This window comes from Pyxidicoccus sp. M6 (assembly GCF_055568925.1).
The window spans coordinates 3835341-3853937 of record NZ_CM145714.1 but is presented as its reverse complement, the minus strand read 5'-3'; the positions used below and the strand labels follow the sequence as shown (position 1 = coordinate 3853937).

1 protein-coding gene (cut by a window edge) is annotated in these 18597 nt (G+C 70.6%); it reads left to right on the top strand.

Annotation, left to right across the window (positions count from 1 at the left end; all coding sequences use genetic code 11):
- Positions 1–18567, top strand: partial view of a non-ribosomal peptide synthetase gene (locus ACVTJA_RS15395; protein WP_465837126.1) — the 3' portion only. The gene continues 9063 nt to the left of window position 1, outside the view; 18567 of the gene's 27630 nt are visible here — the last part of the coding sequence; its start codon lies off the left edge, out of view; its stop codon occupies positions 18565–18567.
- Positions 18568–18597 lie beyond the last annotated feature (30 nt).

Sequence of the window (18597 nt, the reverse complement as noted above, 5' to 3'; positions counted from 1 at the left end):
TCCACCGGCCCCAGGCTCGTCGCCTACGTCGTGCCTGCCGAAGGCACCAGCCCGCCCACCCAGGCCCTGCGTGCCTTCGTCTCAGAGCGGCTGCCCGAGTTCATGGTGCCCTCGGCGCTCATCGCGCTCCCATCGCTCCCCCTGACGCCCAACGGCAAGGTGGACCGCAAGGCCCTGCCCGCGCCCGACGCTGCGCAGACCTCAGCGGCCGAATACCTCGCGCCTCGCACTCCCACGGAGACACTGCTCGCGGACCTCTGGGCGCAGGTGCTGGGCGTCACCCGCGTGAGCGTCCACGACAACTTCTTCGACCTCGGTGGCCACTCCCTGCTCGCTACCCAGGTTGTCTCACGCATCCGTTCGGTCTTCGCCGTCGAGCTGCCGCTGCGGGAGCTGTTCTCCCATCCCACCCTCGCGCGGCTCGCGGAGCGGGTGGAGGTCCTTCGCAAGGCAGACCATGGCCTGGCACAGCCTCCACTCGTCCCGGTGCCTCGCACGGGCGACCTACCCCTCTCCTTCGCGCAGCAACGCCTGTGGTTCATCGACCAACTGGAGCCGGGCAGCCCGCTCTACAACATCCCCGCGGTCCTTCGCCTGGAGGGGGCGCTGGACTCGGAGGCGCTGGAGCGCGCGCTCGCCGAAGTGGTGCGCCGGCACGAGTCCCTGCGCACGACCTTCGTCTCACGCGAAGGCCAGCCCGTGCAGTGCGTCCAGGACAGCAGCGGCTTCTCCCTCACGAGAGTGGAGCTGTCACATCTGCCTCCGCCTCGGCGTGAGGACGAAGCCCGGAAGCTGGCGCGAGAAGAAGCGTTGCGCCCCTTCAACCTCGCTACCGGCCCGCTGCTGCGCGGCACGCTGCTGTGCCTCGACGACACAGCTCACGTGCTGCTGCTCAACATGCACCACATCGTCTCCGACGGTTGGTCCATGGGCGTGCTCGTGCGCGAGGTCGCCACCCTCTACACCGCCTTCACCCAGGGCCACCCCTCCCCACTGCCTCCCATGCCCGTGCAGTACGCGGACCATGCGGTGTGGCAGCGCGGCTGGCTCCAGGGCGATGTGCTGAACAACCAGCTCTCCTGGTGGCGCGAGCACCTCACCGGCGCGCCCCGGCTGTTGGAGCTGCCTGGCGACTTCCCGCGTCCCGCCGTCCAGGGCGTGCGCGGAAACACGCTCATTCGCGTGCTGCCTCGCGAGCTGGCGGACTCTCTTCAAGCGCTCTGCCGTCGCGAGGGGACCACCCTCTTCATGGCCCTGCTCGCCGGCTTCGAGGTGGTCCTCTCGCGGTACTCGGGGCAGGAAGACTTCGTCGTCGGCACGGACATCGCCAACCGCAACCGGACTGAGACCGAAGGCCTCATCGGCTTCTTCATCAACCAGCTCGCCTTGCGTGCGAGGTTGGATGGCAACCCGACCTTCCGTGAGCTGCTCGGCCGCGTGCGTGACACCACCCTGGGGGCGTATGCCCACCAGGACCTGCCCTTCGAGGAGCTGGTCAAGGTCCTCAATCCCGAGCGCAGCCTCGGCCACGCGCCCATCTTCCAGGTGAAGCTGGTCCTCCAGAACCAGCCCACCACCGAGCTGAAGGTGCCCGGCCTGACCCTGCGCCCGGAGAACACCGGAAGCGGCATCTCGCGCCTGGACCTCACCCTCTTCGTCATCCCGACCGCGCAGGGGCTGACGTGCGCCTGCGAGTACCGCACGGACCTCTTCGAGGCTGCCACCATCGACCGGATGCTGCGGCACCTCGGCACGGTGCTGGAGCTCGCCGCGGCGCGACCCGAGACTCCGGTGTTCAGCCTGCCGCTGCTGTCTCCCGAGGAGCAGCGCCAGGTGCTGGTGGAATGGAACGCCACCGCGCGTGACTTCCCTCGCGACACCTGCGCCCACCTCCTCTTCGAGGCTCAGGCTCGCCGCACTCCCGAGTCCATTGCCCTGCGCTTCGATCAGGACTCGCTCACCTATCGGGAGCTGGAGACGAGAGCCAATCAGCTCGCTCACCACCTGCGCTCGCTAGGCATCGGCCCCGACACGCTCGTTGCTCTCCACCTGGAGCGCTCCATCGAGCTGGTCGTCGCCATCCTCGGCGTCCTCAAGGCGGGCGGTGCCTTCCTCCCGTTGGACCCCAGCTACCCCGCCGAGCGCCTCGGCTTCATGCTCGCGGATGCCGCGGTCCCCGTCGTCATCACCGTGGAGCGACTGGCGGATGAGCTGCCTTCACGTGGCGAGCTCTATGTATTGCTCGATGCGGACGAGCCACTGCTCGCACGTCAACCTCAGACGCCTCCGTACTCGGGAGTGACGTCCGAACACCTCGCCTACGTCCTCTACACCTCCGGCAGTACCGGCAGGCCCAAGGGCGTCATGGTGATGCACCGCGGCCTCGTCCACTACCTCCACTGGGCCCTGCGCGAGTACCGCGTCACGGAGGGGCAGAGCGCCCCCGTCCATACCTCCGTCGCCTTCGACGCCACCCTCACCAGTCTCATCACGCCCTTGCTGGCCGGTGGCACCGTGCACCTGCTTCCCTCCGGCAAGGACCTGGAGGCGCTCGCCGATTCCTTGCGGCAGCACCGCCATGGCCTCGTGAAGCTCACGCCCGCTCACCTCCAGGTGCTGCTCGACTTGATGCAGCCGGAGGAACTGGCCCGACTGGAAGGTGCCTTCGTCGTCGGTGGTGAAGCTCTGCCTCCGGCCACCGTCGAGCGCTGGCAGCGGCTCGCTCCTCGCGTCCGCCTCATCAACGAGTACGGCCCCACCGAGACGGTCGTCGGCTGCTCCATCTACGACTTGAACGTCGGCGGCGTCGTCAATGGCATCGTCCCCATCGGCAGGCCCATCGCCAACACGTCGCTCTACGTCCTCGATGGTCAGCTCCAGCCGTTGCCCGTCGGCGTCATCGGTGAGCTGTACATCGGCGGAGAAGGCGTAGCCCGTGGCTACTTGCGCCGCCCGGAGCTGACCGCCGAACGCTTCATCCCCGATGCCTTCAGCTCCATCCCCGGTGCCCGCCTCTACCGCACCGGAGACCGCGCGCGCTTCCTCCCCGACGGCAACCTCGACTTCCTTGGTCGCCGCGACGGGCAGGTGAAGCTGCGTGGCTTCCGCATCGAGCTGGGTGAAGTCGAATCCGCCCTGCGCTCCCATCCAGACGTCGGTGACGCGGTGGCCGTGGTGCGCGACGACAGCCCCACCGGCCCTCGGCTCGTCGCCTACGTCGTGCCCGCGGCGGATGTCGCTCCCGAGGAGCTCGACATCCGCACCCTTCGCGAGTCCCTCTCCCGCCGGCTGCCCGAGTTCATGGTGCCCTCGGCGGTGGCGGTGCTGACCGCGCTGCCGCTGACGCCCAACGGCAAGGTGGACCGCAAGGCCCTGCCCGCGCCCGACACGGCCCAGACCTCCGCCTCTGGATACCTCGCGCCTCGCACTCCCACGGAGACCCTGCTGGCGGACCTCTGGTGCCAACTGCTGGGCGTTGCCCGCGTGGGTGCCCATGACGACTTCTTCGAGCTCGGCGGCCACTCGCTCCTGGCCACCCAGGTCGTCTCCCGCCTGCGCGCGCTCTTCGGCATCGAGCTGTCCCTGCGCGAGCTGTTCGCCGCTCCCACCCTCGCGCAGCTCGCCGAGCAGGTGGAGAAGAGCCGGAGGGCGGACACAGGCCCCTCACGGCCTCCTCTCGTCCCCGTGCCTCGCACGGAGGACATGCCCCTCTCCTTCGCGCAACAGCGCCTGTGGGTCATCGACCAACTGGAGCCCGGCACCGCCACCTACAACATCCCCGCCGCCCTGCGCCTGGAGGGCGCGCTGGACCCGGCCGCGCTCGAAAGTGCATTGGGCGAAGTGGTGCGCCGTCACGAAGCGCTGCGCACCACCTTCGTCGCTCGTGAAGGCCAGCCTGGCCAGCGCATCGACTCCAGCGGCGACTTCACCCTCGCGCGGGTGGACCTCACACACCTGCCTCCGCCACGGCGCGAGGAAGAGGCCCGGAAGCTGGCGCACGAGGACGCGCTCCGCCCCTTCGACCTCGCCACCGGTCCGCTGCTGCGCGGCACACTGCTCCGCCTCGACGACGCCTCGCACGTGCTGCTGCTCAACATGCATCACATCGTCTCGGACGGCTGGTCCGCGACGGTGCTGGTGCGTGAGGTGGCGGCCCTCTACACCGCCTTCATCCAGGGCCAGCCCTCGCCACTGCCGCCGTTGTCCGTGCAGTACGCCGACTTCGCGGTCTGGCAGCGCGGCTGGCTCCAGGGCGAGGTGCTGGAGGCCCAGCTCGGTTACTGGAAGCAACTGCTCGCCGGTGCTCCCGCGCTCCTGGAGCTCCCCACCGACAGGCCCCGTCCTCCCGTTCAATCCTTCCAGGGCGGCCTCGTCCCGTTCTCCTTCACCCAGGAAGACTCGGAGGCTCTGCGGGCCGCGTGCCAGCAACAGGGCGTGACGCCGTTCATGCTGCTGCTGGCAGCCTTCCAGGTGCTGTTGCACCGCTACTCCGGCCAGGAGGACATCGTCGTCGGCTCGCCCATCGCCGGCCGGAACCTCGCGGAGACGGAGGGCCTCATCGGCTTCTTCGTCAACACGCTCGTCCTGCGCTCGCGCGTCGACCCGCGCGGCTCGTTCCAGGCGTTGCTCGAGCAGGTCCGCGAGACGACCCTGGGCGCCTACGAACACCAGGACGTCCCCTTCGAGAAGCTCGTCGAGGAGCTGCGTCCCGAGCGCAGCCTCAGCTACTCGCCCCTGTTCCAGGTGATGTGCTCCTTCCAGAACACCCCCAGGGGTGTGCCGGAGCTGCCGGGCCTGCGCCTGCGGCCCGTGGAGCTCGACGACGTCCCCGCGAAGTTCGACCTGGACCTCACGCTGGCGGAGTCACCCGAGGGAATCTCCGGCGCCCTGCTCTACTCCACGGCCCCCTTCGACGCCGCCACCGCTGCCCGCATGGTGGACCACCTGCGCACGCTGCTGCGCGCCGCCGTGGCCACGCCCGAGCTGCCCATCTCCGCGCTGCCGCTGATGGACGAGGCCGAGCAGCACCGCGTGCTGGTGGAGTGGAACGCCACCGCCGCTGACTTCCCATCCGAGGCCAGCGTCCACGACCTCGTCTCCGCCCAGGCGGCGCTCACGCCCGAGGCCCCCGCCGCGATCTCGGATGAGGGCTCGCTCACCTACGCCGAGCTCGCCTCGCGCGCCAGCCTGCTGGCCTCGCATCTGCGCAAGCTCGGCGTGCGTGCCGGCTCGCTCGTCGCCGTCTGCATGGAGCGCTCGCTGGAGCTGCCCGTTGCGCTGCTCGGCGTGCTCGAGGCCGGTGGTGCCTACGTTCCGCTGGACCCGGCCTACCCGCGTGAGCGCCTGGCCTTCATGCTCCAGGACTCCGCCGCTCCGGTGCTGCTCACCCAGCGGCACCTCCAGGGCCTGCTGCCCGAGGGCCCCGCCGTCTTCTGCCTCGACTCCGGCTGGGACGCCGACCTCCGCGACACCCCGGTTGCGCCCCATGCGCCGGTGCCGCCGGAGAGCGCCGCCTACGTCATCTACACCTCGGGCAGCACGGGCAAGCCCAAGGGCACCGTCATCTCCCATCGTTCCCTCGCCAACCATGCGGCGTGGATGCGCACCAGGTACGGCATCGGCCCGGGAGAGCGGACGCTCCAGCGCACCGCTCTGAGCTTCGACGTCTCCGTGGCCGAGCTCTTCTCCGCCCTGCTCAACGGCGCCGCCGTCGTGCTGGCGCCGCCAGAGGCACACCGGGATGCCGCCGTGCTGCTGTCGAGCCTCGTGCGTCACGACGTCACGGTGCTCCAGTTGGTGCCCTCGCACCTGCGCGTGCTGCTGGACGAGCCCGCCCTGCGCACCGCCACGCGGCTTCGCTGGCTCCTCGCCGGCGGAGAAGCGCTACCGGCGGACGTGCCACCCCGCGTGCGCGAGGTGCTGCCGCACGTGTGCCTGCACAACACCTACGGCCCCACCGAGACCACCATCGACGCGACGTGGTGGCACGTGGAGGACACCATCCCCGGGCCGGTGGCGCCCATCGGCCGGCCCATGGCCAACACGCGGGCCTACGTGCTGGACGCGCACCTGCGGCCGGCGCCCACGGGTGTGCCCGGCGAGCTGTACCTGGGCGGAGTGGGCCTCGCATGGGGCTACCTGCATCGGCCGGACCTCACCGCCGAGCGCTTCGTGCCCGACCCATTCAGCGCCGAGCCCGGCACGCGCCTGTATCGCACCGGTGACAAGGTGCGCTGGAGAGCGGACGGCACGCTCGACTTCGTCGGCCGCATCGACACGCAGGTGAAGCTGCGCGGCCTGCGCATCGAGCTGGGGGAAATCGAGTCCGCGCTGCGCTCCCATCCGGACATCGCGGATGCGGTGACGCTGGTGCGGGAAGACGGCGCCGGCCCCAGGCTCGTGGGCTACGTCGTTGCCAACGGTGGCACCAACCCGGACACCCGGGCCCTGCGCGACTTCCTGTCCGCACGGCTGCCCGAGTTCATGGTGCCCACGGCCTTCGTCGTGCTGGAGGCCCTGCCGCTGCTGCCCAACGGCAAGGTGGACCGCAAGGCCCTGCCCGCCCCGGACACGCGGCGGTACGACGCCACGGAGCTCGTCGAGCCGCGCACGCCCGAAGAGAAGACCCTCGCCTCCATCTGGGCGGAGCTGCTGGGCGTGTCCCGCGTCGGGCCGCACGACAACTTCTTCGCGCTGGGTGGCGACTCCATCCTCTCCATCCAGCTCGTCTCCCGCGCGCGGCAGGCGGGCCTGCACCTCGCCGCCAACCACGTCTTCCAACACCAGACGCTGGAGGCCCTGGCTCGCGTGGTGAAGCGCGAGGGCTACGTCCAGGCAGAGCAAGGATTGGTGCGCGGCACCGTGCCGCTGACGCCCATCCAGCACGCGTTCTTCGAGCAGCCACCCGCACAGCCGCACCACTACAACCAGGCTGTGCTCCTCGCCGCGCGCGACGCGGTGGACGTGGCGTGCGCCGAAGGAGCGCTCCAGGCGCTGGTGGCGCACCACGACTCGCTGCGCCTGCGCTTCACGCGCGGAGCCGACGGCGCATGGCTGCAGGAGGTTGCCGGCCTCGAAGCGCCCGTCCGGCTGGAGCAGGTCGACCTGTCCTCTGTGCCCGAGGCCGACCAGGACCGGGCCCTGGAGGCCGAGGCCACCCGCATCCAGGCCAGCCTCCAGCTCGACGCGGGCCTGCTGCTGCGCGCCGCGCTCTTCCACTTCGGACCGGCCCGCGCGCCACGGCTGTTGCTGGCCATCCACCATCTCGCCGTCGACGGTGTCTCCTGGCGCATCCTGCTGGAGGACCTGGCCACGGCGTATGCGCAGCTCCAGGCCGGCAATCCGGTGGCACTGCCTCCCAAGTCCACTTCGTTCAAGGCGTGGGCGGAGAAGCTGCACGCCTTCGCGCGCTCCGAAGAACTGGAGCCCGAGCTGACGTATTGGCGAGAGGAGGCCCAGGCGCGGGTGCCGGCGCTCCCGGTGGACCTGCCGGGTGATGGCAATCCCCTGGCCTCCGCCCGCGTGGTGAACGTGTCGCTGGACGCGGAGGAGACGCGCCTGCTGCTCCAGGAGACTCCGGCCGCCTGGCGCGCGCACATCAACGACGTGCTGCTGGCCGCGCTGATGGAGGGCGTCACGCAGTGGACGGGCCAGCCGAGGCTGCGCGTGGAGCTGGAAGGCCACGGCCGTGAGTCGCTGTTCGACGACGTCGACCTGTCCCGGACCGTGGGCTGGTTCACCTCCACGTATCCGGTGGTGCTCGACGTGTCCGGAGCCTCCACGCTGGGAGACCGGCTGCGCGCGGTGCGTGACTCGCTGCGGAAGCTGCCCCGGCGCGGCATCGGTTACGGGCTGTTGCGCCACCTGGGCGGAGACGCGGCGCGAGCGCTCCGCGAGGCGCCCCAGGCGGAGGTGTGCTTCAACTACCTGGGCCAGTTCGACCAACTCAGCGGCACGCAAGCCCAGGGCGGCACGCCGCCGGCCTTCGTACCGGCGCGTGGCGCCACGGGCGCGCTGCGCAGCCCGTCGGGCGAGCGCACCCACCTGCTGGAAGTCGACGGCTACGTCTTCGAGGGACGGCTGACGCTGGGCTGGACGTACAACGCGGCCCTGCACCGCGAGGACACCATCCAGGCCCTGGCCACGCGCTGCATGACCGCGCTGCGGCAGCTCATCTCCACGCGGGCATCCGAGGACACGCGCCACTACACGCCCTCCGACTTCCCACTGACGAGGCTGCGCCAGTCCACGCTGGACCGCGTGCTGCCGGCGGGCGTCGAGGTGGAAGACCTCTACCCGCTGTCTCCATTGCAGCAGGGCATGCTCTTCCACACGCTGGCGGAGCCCGCCTCGGGCGTCTACGTCTGCCAGCTCGCGTGGACCTTTGGTGGCACCGTGGACATGGCCGCATTCCGGCGCGCGTGGGAAGCCGCCATCGAGCACCATGCCCTGCTTCGCACCTCCTTCCTCTGGGACGGGCTGGAGGAGCCGCTGCAGCAGGTCCACCCCAGCGCGCCCCTCCCCTGGGAGGAGCACGACTGGCGCAACGTGCCCGAACCGGAACAGCGGGCGCGCTTCGATGCCCTCGTGAAGGAAGACAAGGCGCGCGGGTTCGACCTGCGCCGGCCTCCCCTGTCGCGACTGACGGTGGTGCGCCTGAGTGAGCTCGCCTGGCGCGTCCTGTGGACACACCACCACCTGCTGCTGGACGGCTGGAGCCTGGGCCTCCTCATGCAGGACCTCTTCGCCGCCTACGGCGAAGTCCGCGCGAGCCGGACGCCGGCCCGGGGCACGTCGCTCTCCTTCCGCGACTACATCGCGTGGCTGCGGCAGCAGCCCGAGGAGCGCACCGAGGCGTACTGGCGCGAATCCCTGCGCGGTTTCACCGCCCCCACGCCGCTGCCCGGCTTCCTGCCAGTCAGGTCCGGTGCGGAGTCTTCCCGCGAGGAGCTGCACGCCTCGCTGTCAGCCGAGGCCACCTCCGCGCTCCACACCTTCGCACGCCAGCACCAGCTCACGCCGAACGACGTGGTGCAGGCGGCCTGGGCCCTCGCGCTGTCCCGTCACACGGGCGAGGACGACGTCCTCTTCGGAGCCACCAGCTCCGGCCGCGCTGCCGAGCTGCCCGGCATCGACCGCGCGGTGGGCATGTTCATCAACACGCTGCCCGTGCGCATCAGCGTGGATGAGGATGCGCGAGTCCTCGCGTGGCTGAAGGACCTGCACGCGCGGCAGGTGGAGCAGCGCCAGCACGAGCACTCCGCGTTGGTGCGCATCCAGGGCTGGAGCGACGTGCCCCGCGGCACGCCGCTGTTCCACTCGCTGTTCGTCTTCGAGAACTACCCCGTCGACGCCGCCGTGAAGTCGGCTCACGCGGAGCTGGGCATCCGGGACGTGGTCACGCACGAGCAGACCGACCTGCCGCTGCTGGCCACGAGCGTCCCCGGCACGCGGCTCGGGCTGCACCTGACGTACGAGCCCACACGCTTCGAAGCCCGCCGCCTTGAGCAGTTGCTGCGGCACTGGGCCGTGGCACTGGGGGCGCTGGTCTCCCGGCCCGACAGCCGGCTGGGCGACGTGTCCCTGCTGTCCGACGAGGAGCGCCGGCAGGTGCTGGTGGAGTGGAACCCCACCGCAACGCCCCTTCCGAGCGAGCCGCTGCACGAAACCATCGCGCGTGTGGCAACGCGACTGCCTGACAACATCGCCGTCGAGCTCGGTGACTCGAAGCTCACCTACCGGCAGCTCAATGAGCGCGCCAACCTGCTGGCCTCACGGCTGCGCGAGTCGGGCGTGCGCCCGGGAACGCTCGTCGCGCTGTGCATGGAACGCTCGCTGGAGCTGCCCGTGGCACTCCTCGGCATCCTCAAGGCCGGAGCGGCCTACGTGCCGCTGGACCCGAGCTACCCGCGTGAGCGCCTGGCCTTCATGCTCCAGGACACCGCCGCACCGTTGCTGCTCACGCAGTCGCACCTGCGCGAGTTCCTGCCCGAAGGACCCTCCGTGCTGTGCCTCGATTCCGGCTGGGGCGAGGAGGCCAGCGCGAGTGCACCGGACGTCCAGGTGCCGCTGGAGAGCGCCGCCTACGTCATCTACACGTCAGGCAGCACCGGCCAGCCCAAGGGCACGGTCATCTCCCACCGCGCCCTCGCGAATCACATGGCGTGGCTGCTCGCCACGTTCGGAATCTCCGCGGAAGACCGGGTGCTGCAGAAGACGCCGCTGAGCTTCGATGCCTCCGTCTGGGAGTGCTGGGCTCCGCTGCTGGTGGGCACTTCGCTCGTCCTCGCTCCGCCCGAGGCCCATCGCGACCCGGCCGCGCTGCTGGCGTGCGTCGCGAGCCAGCGCATCTCCGTCCTCCAGGTGGTGCCCTCCATGCTCCGCTTCATGCTGGAGGAGGAGGACCTGCGCGCAGCCACACACCTGCGCTGGCTGTTCTGCGGTGGTGAGGGCCTTCCTTCCGAGCTGGCCACGCGTCTGCGCGCCGTCCTTCCGGAAGTCCGGCTCGTCAACCTCTACGGCCCCACCGAAGTCACCATCGACGCCACCTTCGCCGAGGCCACGGGCGGGGAATCCGGCATCACCGTTCCCATCGGCCGTCCCGTCGCCAACACCCGGGCCTACGTGCTGGACGCGCGCATGCAGCCGGTGCCCACGGGCGTGCCCGGTGAGCTGTACCTGGGCGGCGAGCAACTCGCTCACGGCTACCTGAACCGTCCGCACCTCACCGCCGAGCGCTTCCTCCCCGACGCGTTCGGCACCGAGCCCGGTGCGCGCCTGTACCGCACGGGCGACAAGGTGCGGTGGAGGATGGATGGCACGCTCGACTACCTCGGCCGCATCGACTTCCAGGTGAAGCTGCGCGGCCAGCGCATCGAGCCAGGCGAAATCGAGGCCGCGCTCCAGCAGCAGTCCGGGGTGCGTGATGCGGTGGTCCTCGTGCGCGAGGACGTCCCGGGCCAGCAGCGACTGGTGGCCTACGTCGTGCCGGAAGCCTCGGTACCGGAGCTCGATACGGTGGCCCTGCGTACATCGCTCGCCAGGAGCCTGCCCGAGTACATGTGTCCCTCGGCCTTCGTGGTGCTGGAGGCCCTGCCCCTCACGCCCAACGGCAAGCTGGACCGCAAGGCCCTGCCGGCGCCCGACGCCGGGCGGAATGAAGGTTCCTTCCTTCCGCCCGCCACGGCCGTCGAGCAGGAGCTCGCCATATTCTGGCGGGAGCTGCTACGCGTGGAGCTCGTGGGTCGCGACGACAGCTTCTTCGCACTGGGCGGTCACTCCCTGCTGGCCACGCAGGTGGTGTCCCGCATCCGCTCCACCTTCGGCGTGGAGCTGTCCTTGCGCACACTGTTCGCCGAGCCCACGCTCGAAGCGCTCGCCGCGCGCATCGACTCCGCGCGGGGTTCGGCACCGGCGGGACAGGTCCCCGCGCTCGTCCCGGTGCCGCGCGCCGGTCCGCTGCCGCTTTCCTTCGCGCAGCAGCGCCTGTGGTTCCTCGACCAATTGGAGCCCTGCGGCGCCACGTACAACATGCCCACCTTCGTGCGGCTGGAGGGCACGCTGGACGTGGCCGCGCTCCAGCGCGGGCTCACTGAGCTGGTGCGCCGTCACGAGGCACTGCGCACCGTCTTCCGTCAGGAAGAGGACCAGCCGCTCCAGCTCATCCTCCCCAGCATGGAGCTGCCGCTGACGGTGGTGGACCTGAGCAGCCTCGCGCCGGACGTCGCCCGCGAAGCACTGGAGCAGCAGCTTCGCGAGGAGGCGCTGCGTCCGTTCAATCTCGCCACCGGACCGCTCATCCGCGCGGGGTTGTGGAAGCTGAGCGCCTCCGAGCACGTGCTCGCGCTCAACATGCACCACATCGTCTCCGACGGTTGGTCCATGGGCGTGCTCGTGCGGGAAGTCGCCGCGCTCTACGAGGCCTTCTCTCAAGGCAGGCCCTCGCCGCTGCCGGCGTTGCCGCTCCAGTACGCGGACTACGCCGTGTGGCAGCGCAAGTGGTTGCAGGGCGCGGTGCTCGACGAGCAGCTCACCTGGTGGCGCCAGCACCTGTCGGGCCTCTCCAACCTGGAGCTGCCCACGGACAGGCCACGCCCACCCGTGCAGACCTACCGCGGCGCCGAGCTTCTCGTTGCCCTCCCCAGGACGGTCTCCGAGTCGGTGAAGGCACTGTGCCAGCGCGAGGGCGTCACGCCCTTCATGGTGCTGCTCGCCGCCTTCCAGGTGCTCCTGTCGCGCTACTCCGGACAGGACGACATCACCGTCGGCTCGCCCATCGCCGGCCGTCAGCGCGGTGAGCTCGAAGGCCTCATTGGCTTCTTCGTCAACACCCTCGCCCTGCGCACGAGGGTGGATGGCCGTGCCTCATTCGTGAGCCTGCTCCGTCAGGTGAAGGAGACGGCGCTGGGCGCGTATGCCCACCAGGACGTCCCCTTCGAGCGGCTGGTGGAAGAGCTCCAGCCCTCGCGCGACATGAGCCGCAGCCCCCTCTTCCAGGTGCTCTTCGTCCTGCAGAACGCGCCCATGTCCGCGGCGCCCGTCTCCGGCCTGTCCATGCGCCCGAAGGAAGTGCGGAGCGTCACCGCGAAGTTCGACCTCGAGCTCGGACTGGGAGAAACGTCCGACGGCTTCCGGGGCACGCTGCTCTTCAACTCGGACCTCTTCGAGCACGCCACCGCCGCGCGCATCGCGGAGCACTACCGCGTGCTGCTGGAGGGACTGCTCGCGGGCACCGAGCAGCCCGTCGAGTCCATTCCCCTCCTCACGCCCGGAGAGCGGCAGCAGTTGCTGGTGGAGTTCAACGACACGCGCACCATTCTCCAGCGCTCCGTCATCCCCCACCTCGTCGCCGCGCAGGTGACTCGCACTCCCAACGCCACCGCCCTCGTCGTCGGCACCGAGCGCTTCACCTACTCGCAGCTCGATGAGCGCGCCAACCGCCTCGCGCATTACCTCCAGTCTCTCGGCGTCGGGCCCGAGGTGCGCGTCGCTGTCTGCATGGAGCGCACCGCGGACCTCGTGGTGTCACTGCTCGCCGTCCTCAAGGCCGGCGGTGCCTACGTCCCGCTCGACCCGGCCTACCCGCGCGGCCGTCTCGACTACACCCTCTCCGACTCCGGTGCCCAGCTCCTGCTGTCGCACCAGTCCCTGCTCACCTCGCTCCAGCTCGACACCCAGGACCTGCGCACTGTCTGCCTGGACGCGTTGCCGGAAACGTTCTCCCAGTGGCCGACGTCCGCCCCGGCCTGCCACGCCGTGCCCGACAACCTCTCGCACGTCATCTACACCTCGGGCTCCACCGGCAGGCCCAAGGGCGTCGCCATCTCCCACGCCAGCTCCACCGCCTTCCTCGACTGGTCCCTTCGCACCTTCTCCCGCGAGCAGTTCGCCGGCACCCTCGCCGCGACGTCCATCTGCTTCGACCTCTCCGTCTTCGAGCTCTTCGCGCCTCTCTCCTGCGGCGGCACCGTCCTGCTCGCCGCCAACGCGCTGGAGCTCGCCTCTCTCCCCGCCGCCTCCAAGGTGACGCTCGTCAACACGGTGCCTTCCGCCGTGGCCGAGCTTCTTCGCCTGAGCGCCATTCCCCCCTCCGTCACCACCGTCAACCTCGCCGGTGAAGCCCTGCCCGGCACCCTCGTGCGCGGCCTCTACGCCACCGGCACCGTCAAGCACGTCTTCAACCTCTACGGCCCCACCGAGGACACCACCTACTCCACCTTCACCCGCGTCCCCGACGGCCCCGGAGAGCCCACCATCGGCGTGCCCCTGCCGGAGACTTCGGGCTACATCCTCACCCCCAGCCTCCAGCTCCAGCCCGTCGGCGTCCCCGGAGAGCTCTACCTCTCCGGCGCCGGCCTCGCCCGTGGCTACCTCGGCAGGCCCGACCTCTCCGCGGAGCGCTTCGTCCCGGACCCCTTCAGCACCACTCCCGGCGCGCGCATGTACCGCACCGGAGACCTGGTCCGCTGGCGCGCTGACGGCCAGCTCGACTACCTGGGCCGCATCGACCACCAGGTGAAGGTGCGTGGCTTCCGGATTGAACTGGGCGAAATCGAGTCCGGCCTGCGCAGCCACCCCACCGTGCAGGGCGCGGTGGTGATGGCGCGGCAGGACTCGCCCGGCGGCGACAAGCGCCTCGTCGCCTACGTCGTCCCCGCTCCAGGCCAGAAGATTGAAGTCGAAGCGCTGCGCCGCCACCTGCGCCAGCACGTGCCCGACTTCATGGTGCCCTCGGCCTTCGTGGCCCTGGACGTCTTCCCCCTCAACCCAAACGGCAAGGTCGACCGCAAGGCACTGCCCGCCCCCGAGACGGAAGCCAGTGCCACCTTCATGGCCCCGCGCACGCCCACCGAGATACAGCTCGCCGCCATCTGGGCCGAGGTGCTTCACCTGGAGAAGGTCGGCGTCACCGATGACTTCTTCACCCTCGGCGGTCACTCGCTGCTGGCGACAAGGGTCATCTCCCGCATCCGCAAGGCCTTCGAGGTGGAGCTGCCCGTGCGTGCGCTCTTCGAAGCGCCCACCATCGCCGCGCTCGGCTCACGCGTGGAGGCCACACGCCAGTCCCGCACGAGCTGGCACTTCCCGCCGCTGGTGCCCGTGCCGCGCACCGGCCCGCTGCCGCTGTCCTTCGCGCAGCAGCGCCTCTGGTTCCTCGACCAGCTCCAGCCCGACAGCGCTTCCTACAACCTGCCCACGGCGGTGCGCCTCACAGGTACCCTGGACGTGGCCGCCCTGGAATTCGGCCTCGGCGCACTCATCGAGCGCCAGGAGTCCCTGCGCACCACCTTCGCCCTGCGCGGAGAAGAACCCGTCCAGGTCATCCACCCGGCTTGCGACTTCCCGCTACCCCTCGTGGACCTGAGCGACGTACCGGCGGACATACGTGAAGCCGAGGCCCGCCGCCTCGCGGAGGCCGAGGCAGCGCGTCCGTTCGACCTCTCCCGCGGGCCGCTCCTCCGCACCACGCTGCTGCGCCTGACACCCGGCGAGCACGTGCTGCTCCTGACGATGCACCACATCGTCTCCGACGGCTGGTCCATGGACGTGCTCATCCGCGAGCTGGCCGCGCTGTACCAGGCCCACATCTCGGATGAAGCGCCCCGCCTGCCGCCCCTGCCCATCCAGTACGCCGACTACACGGCGTGGCAGCGCGACTGGCTGCGTGGAGACGTGCTGGAGGCGCAGCTCGGCTACTGGAAGCAGCAGCTCGCCGGCGCTCCCCATGCCCTGGAGCTACCCACCGACAGGCCGCGTCCCGCCGTGCAGACGTTCCACGGCGCGACCCACTCCTTCGCGCTGCCACCCGAGCTGTCCCACCGGCTCGAAGCGCTCGCCCGCGAGCACCGGGCCTCCCTCTTCATGGTGCTGCTGGCGGGCTTCCAATCCCTGCTGCACCGCTACTCCGGACAGGACGACCTCGTCGTCGGCTCGCCCATCGCCGGCCGCCACCGCGCGGAGACGGAAGGCCTCATCGGCTTCTTCGTCAATACGCTCGCCCTGCGGGCCCGCGTTGCCGGCACGGACTCCTTCGCGTCCCTCCTGGAGCAGGTGAAACAGACCACCCTGAGCGCCTACGAGCACCAGGACGTCCCCTTCGAGAAGCTGGTGGAGGTGCTCCGCCCCGAGCGCGACCTGAGCCGCACGCCGCTCTTCCAGGCCGTCTTCACCTTGCGGAACCTGCCCGACACTCGGCTGTCTCTGCCGGGACTCACGCTCTCCACGTTGGAGACCGGGGACGATGTCGCCAAGTTCGACCTGATGCTGGCCATGCAGCCGGGGGCGGACGGCCTGCACGGCGCACTCACCTACAACACCGACCTGTTCGACGCGTCCACCGTGGCCCGGATGGCGGACCACCTGCGCACGCTGCTGGAGGCCGCTTCGCTCCGGCCGGAGCAACCGCTCTCCGCGCTCCCGCTGATGGACGCGGCCGAGGAGCGCCGGGTGCTGGTGGAGTGGAACGACACCGCCTCGGACTTCCCCAGGGACGACAGCCTCCACGCACTCTTCGAGGCCCAGGCCCGGCGCACGCCGGATGCAGTCGCCCTGCGCTTCGGGCAGCACTCGATGAGCTACGGCGAGCTGGACGCACGAGCCAATCAACTCGCGCACCACCTGCGCGCGCTCGGCGTGCATCCTGGCGCGTGCGTCGGCCTGTGCTTGGAGCGCTCGCTGGAGCGGGTCATCGGCATCCTCGGCATCCTCAAGGCCGGCGCGGCCTACGTGCCGGTGGAGGCGCACCAGCCCTCGGAGCGCCTCGCGTGGATGCTGCGTGAGACGGGCGCCCGCGTGCTCCTCACGCAGCAGTCCCTGTCGAGTACGTTCGAGGGCCATCGCATCCTGCTGGATGCGGAATGGAGCGCCATCGCCTCTCGGCCCACCACGCCGCCTGATGTGGCGACGCGAGCCGACGCGCTGGCGTACGTCATGTTCACCTCGGGCAGCACCGGCCGCCCCAAGGGCGTTTGCGTGCCGCACCGGGGTGTGATGCGGCTGGTGCGGGGCAACGACTTCATGCGCTTCGGCCCCGACGAGGTCTTCCTCCAGCTCGCCCCGGCGGCCTTCGATGCCTCCACGCTGGAGATATGGGGCGCGCTGCTGCACGGCGCGACGCTGGTGCTCGCCCCTCCGGGCGCGCTCTCACTGGACGACATCGGCGAGCTGCTCTCGCGCGAGGGCATCACCACGCTGTGGCTGACGGCGGCCCTCTTCGAGCAGATGGTGCTGCACCAGGGCGAAGCGCTGGCGAAGGTCCGGCAGGTGCTCGCGGGCGGTGACGTGCTGCCGGTGCAGCGCGTGCGCGAGCACCTCTCGCGGCTGGCTCCGGGCGCCGCGCTCATCAACGGCTACGGCCCCACCGAGAACACCACCTTCTCCGCCACGCACACGCTGAAGGCCGGCGACGCGCCGGGCCGCTCGGTGCCCATCGGCAGGCCGCTGTCCAACTCCACCGCGTACGTGCTGGACGCATCGCTCCAGCCGGTGCCGCCGGGAGTACCGGGCGAGCTTTACGTCGGTGGCGACGGGCTCGCCTGGGGCTACCTCCACCGCGCGGACCTCACGGCCGAGCGCTTCGTACCGCACCCCTTCGCCACCACGCCCGGCGCACGGCTGTACCGCACCGGAGACCGGGTGCGCTGGCGCGCGGACGGCACGCTCGAGTTCCTCGGCCGCGTCGACTTCCAGGTGAAGCTGCGCGGCTTCCGCATCGAGCCGGGCGAGGTGGAGTCGGTACTGCGCCAGGCCCCCGGCGTCGACGAGGCCGTGGTGGTGGTCCGCGAGGACGTGCCCGGCGACAAGCGCCTGGTGGCGTACGTGGCCTCCACGCACGGCGACGTGGACACCCCAGCCCTGCGTGCCTTCGTCCAGCGGCTGCTGCCGGACTACATGGTGCCCTCGGCCTTCGTGGTGCTGAGCGCACTGCCCCTCAACGCCAACGGCAAGGTGGACCGCAAGGCCCTGCCCGCGCCGGACGCCCCGTCGTCCACCTCCGAGTACGTGGCTCCGCGCACTCCGCTGGAGGCACGGCTCGCGGAGACCTTCGCCAGCGTCCTGCGCGTGCCGCGAGTCGGCGTCACCGACGACTTCTTCGCGCTGGGCGGCCACTCCCTGCTGGCCGTGCAGTTGGCGGCCCGCCTCCGCGAGAGCACCAGCGCCGTGGTGCCAGTGTCCGCACTCTTCCAGGGCTCCACCGTGGAGCGGCTGGCCCGGTGGCTGGAGCAACGGCAGGCCAGCCCCCGTCCCACGCCCAACCTGATGAGGCTGGACTCGAACGGCTCCACCCGGCGGCCCCTCTTCCTCGTCCATGGCGGCGGAGGCGGAGTGCTGGGCTACGCGGAGCTGGTCCGCCGGGTGGGCGCGGACCGGCCCGTGTACGGGCTGCAGGCCTCGGGACTCGAAGGCGGTGAGCTACCGCCCGCGTCCGTCGAGTCCCTGGCAACTCACTACGTGGCCCAGGTGCGCGCGGTGCAACCCCACGGACCCTACCTGCTGGGGGGCTGGTCCTTCGGCGGACTCGTGGCGTACGAGATGGCGCGCCAGCTCCAGGCGGACGGAGAACGGGTGGACCTGCTCGCGCTGCTCGACACGCCGGCCCCCGCGCTCCAGCCGCCACCGGACGCACTCTCCGAGCTGGCCACCTTCGGCGCGGTGCTCGGGTTGCCGTGGCGGGAGCTGCCGCTGGACCTGGAGCACCTGCGCAACCTCCACGGCCCCGAGCAGCGGGCCTATCTGCTGGAGCAGGTGCGGCGCTGGAGGCCGGGCGCCCTGGAGCTGGACCTCGACGCCCTGGAGCGGCTCTTCGCCGTCTTCCAGCGGCTCTTCGAGGCCCGGCGAACCTACCTACCAGGTCCATACACCGGCCCCACGCTCCTGGTCCGGGCCGCCGCGTCCTCGCAGGGCGAGCCGCGAGCCGCGGACCTGGGCTGGGGCCCCTGGCTCACCGGTGAGTTCACCGTGGTTGGAACACCGGGTGACCATTTCTCACTGCTCAATGCCTCTCACGCGCCCGACGTGGCGGATAGGTTGATTCATCACCTGAGAATCATGGAACGGGACGCCGCGTGACGGCCCCGTGTCTCATTCTCACGGGGAGTC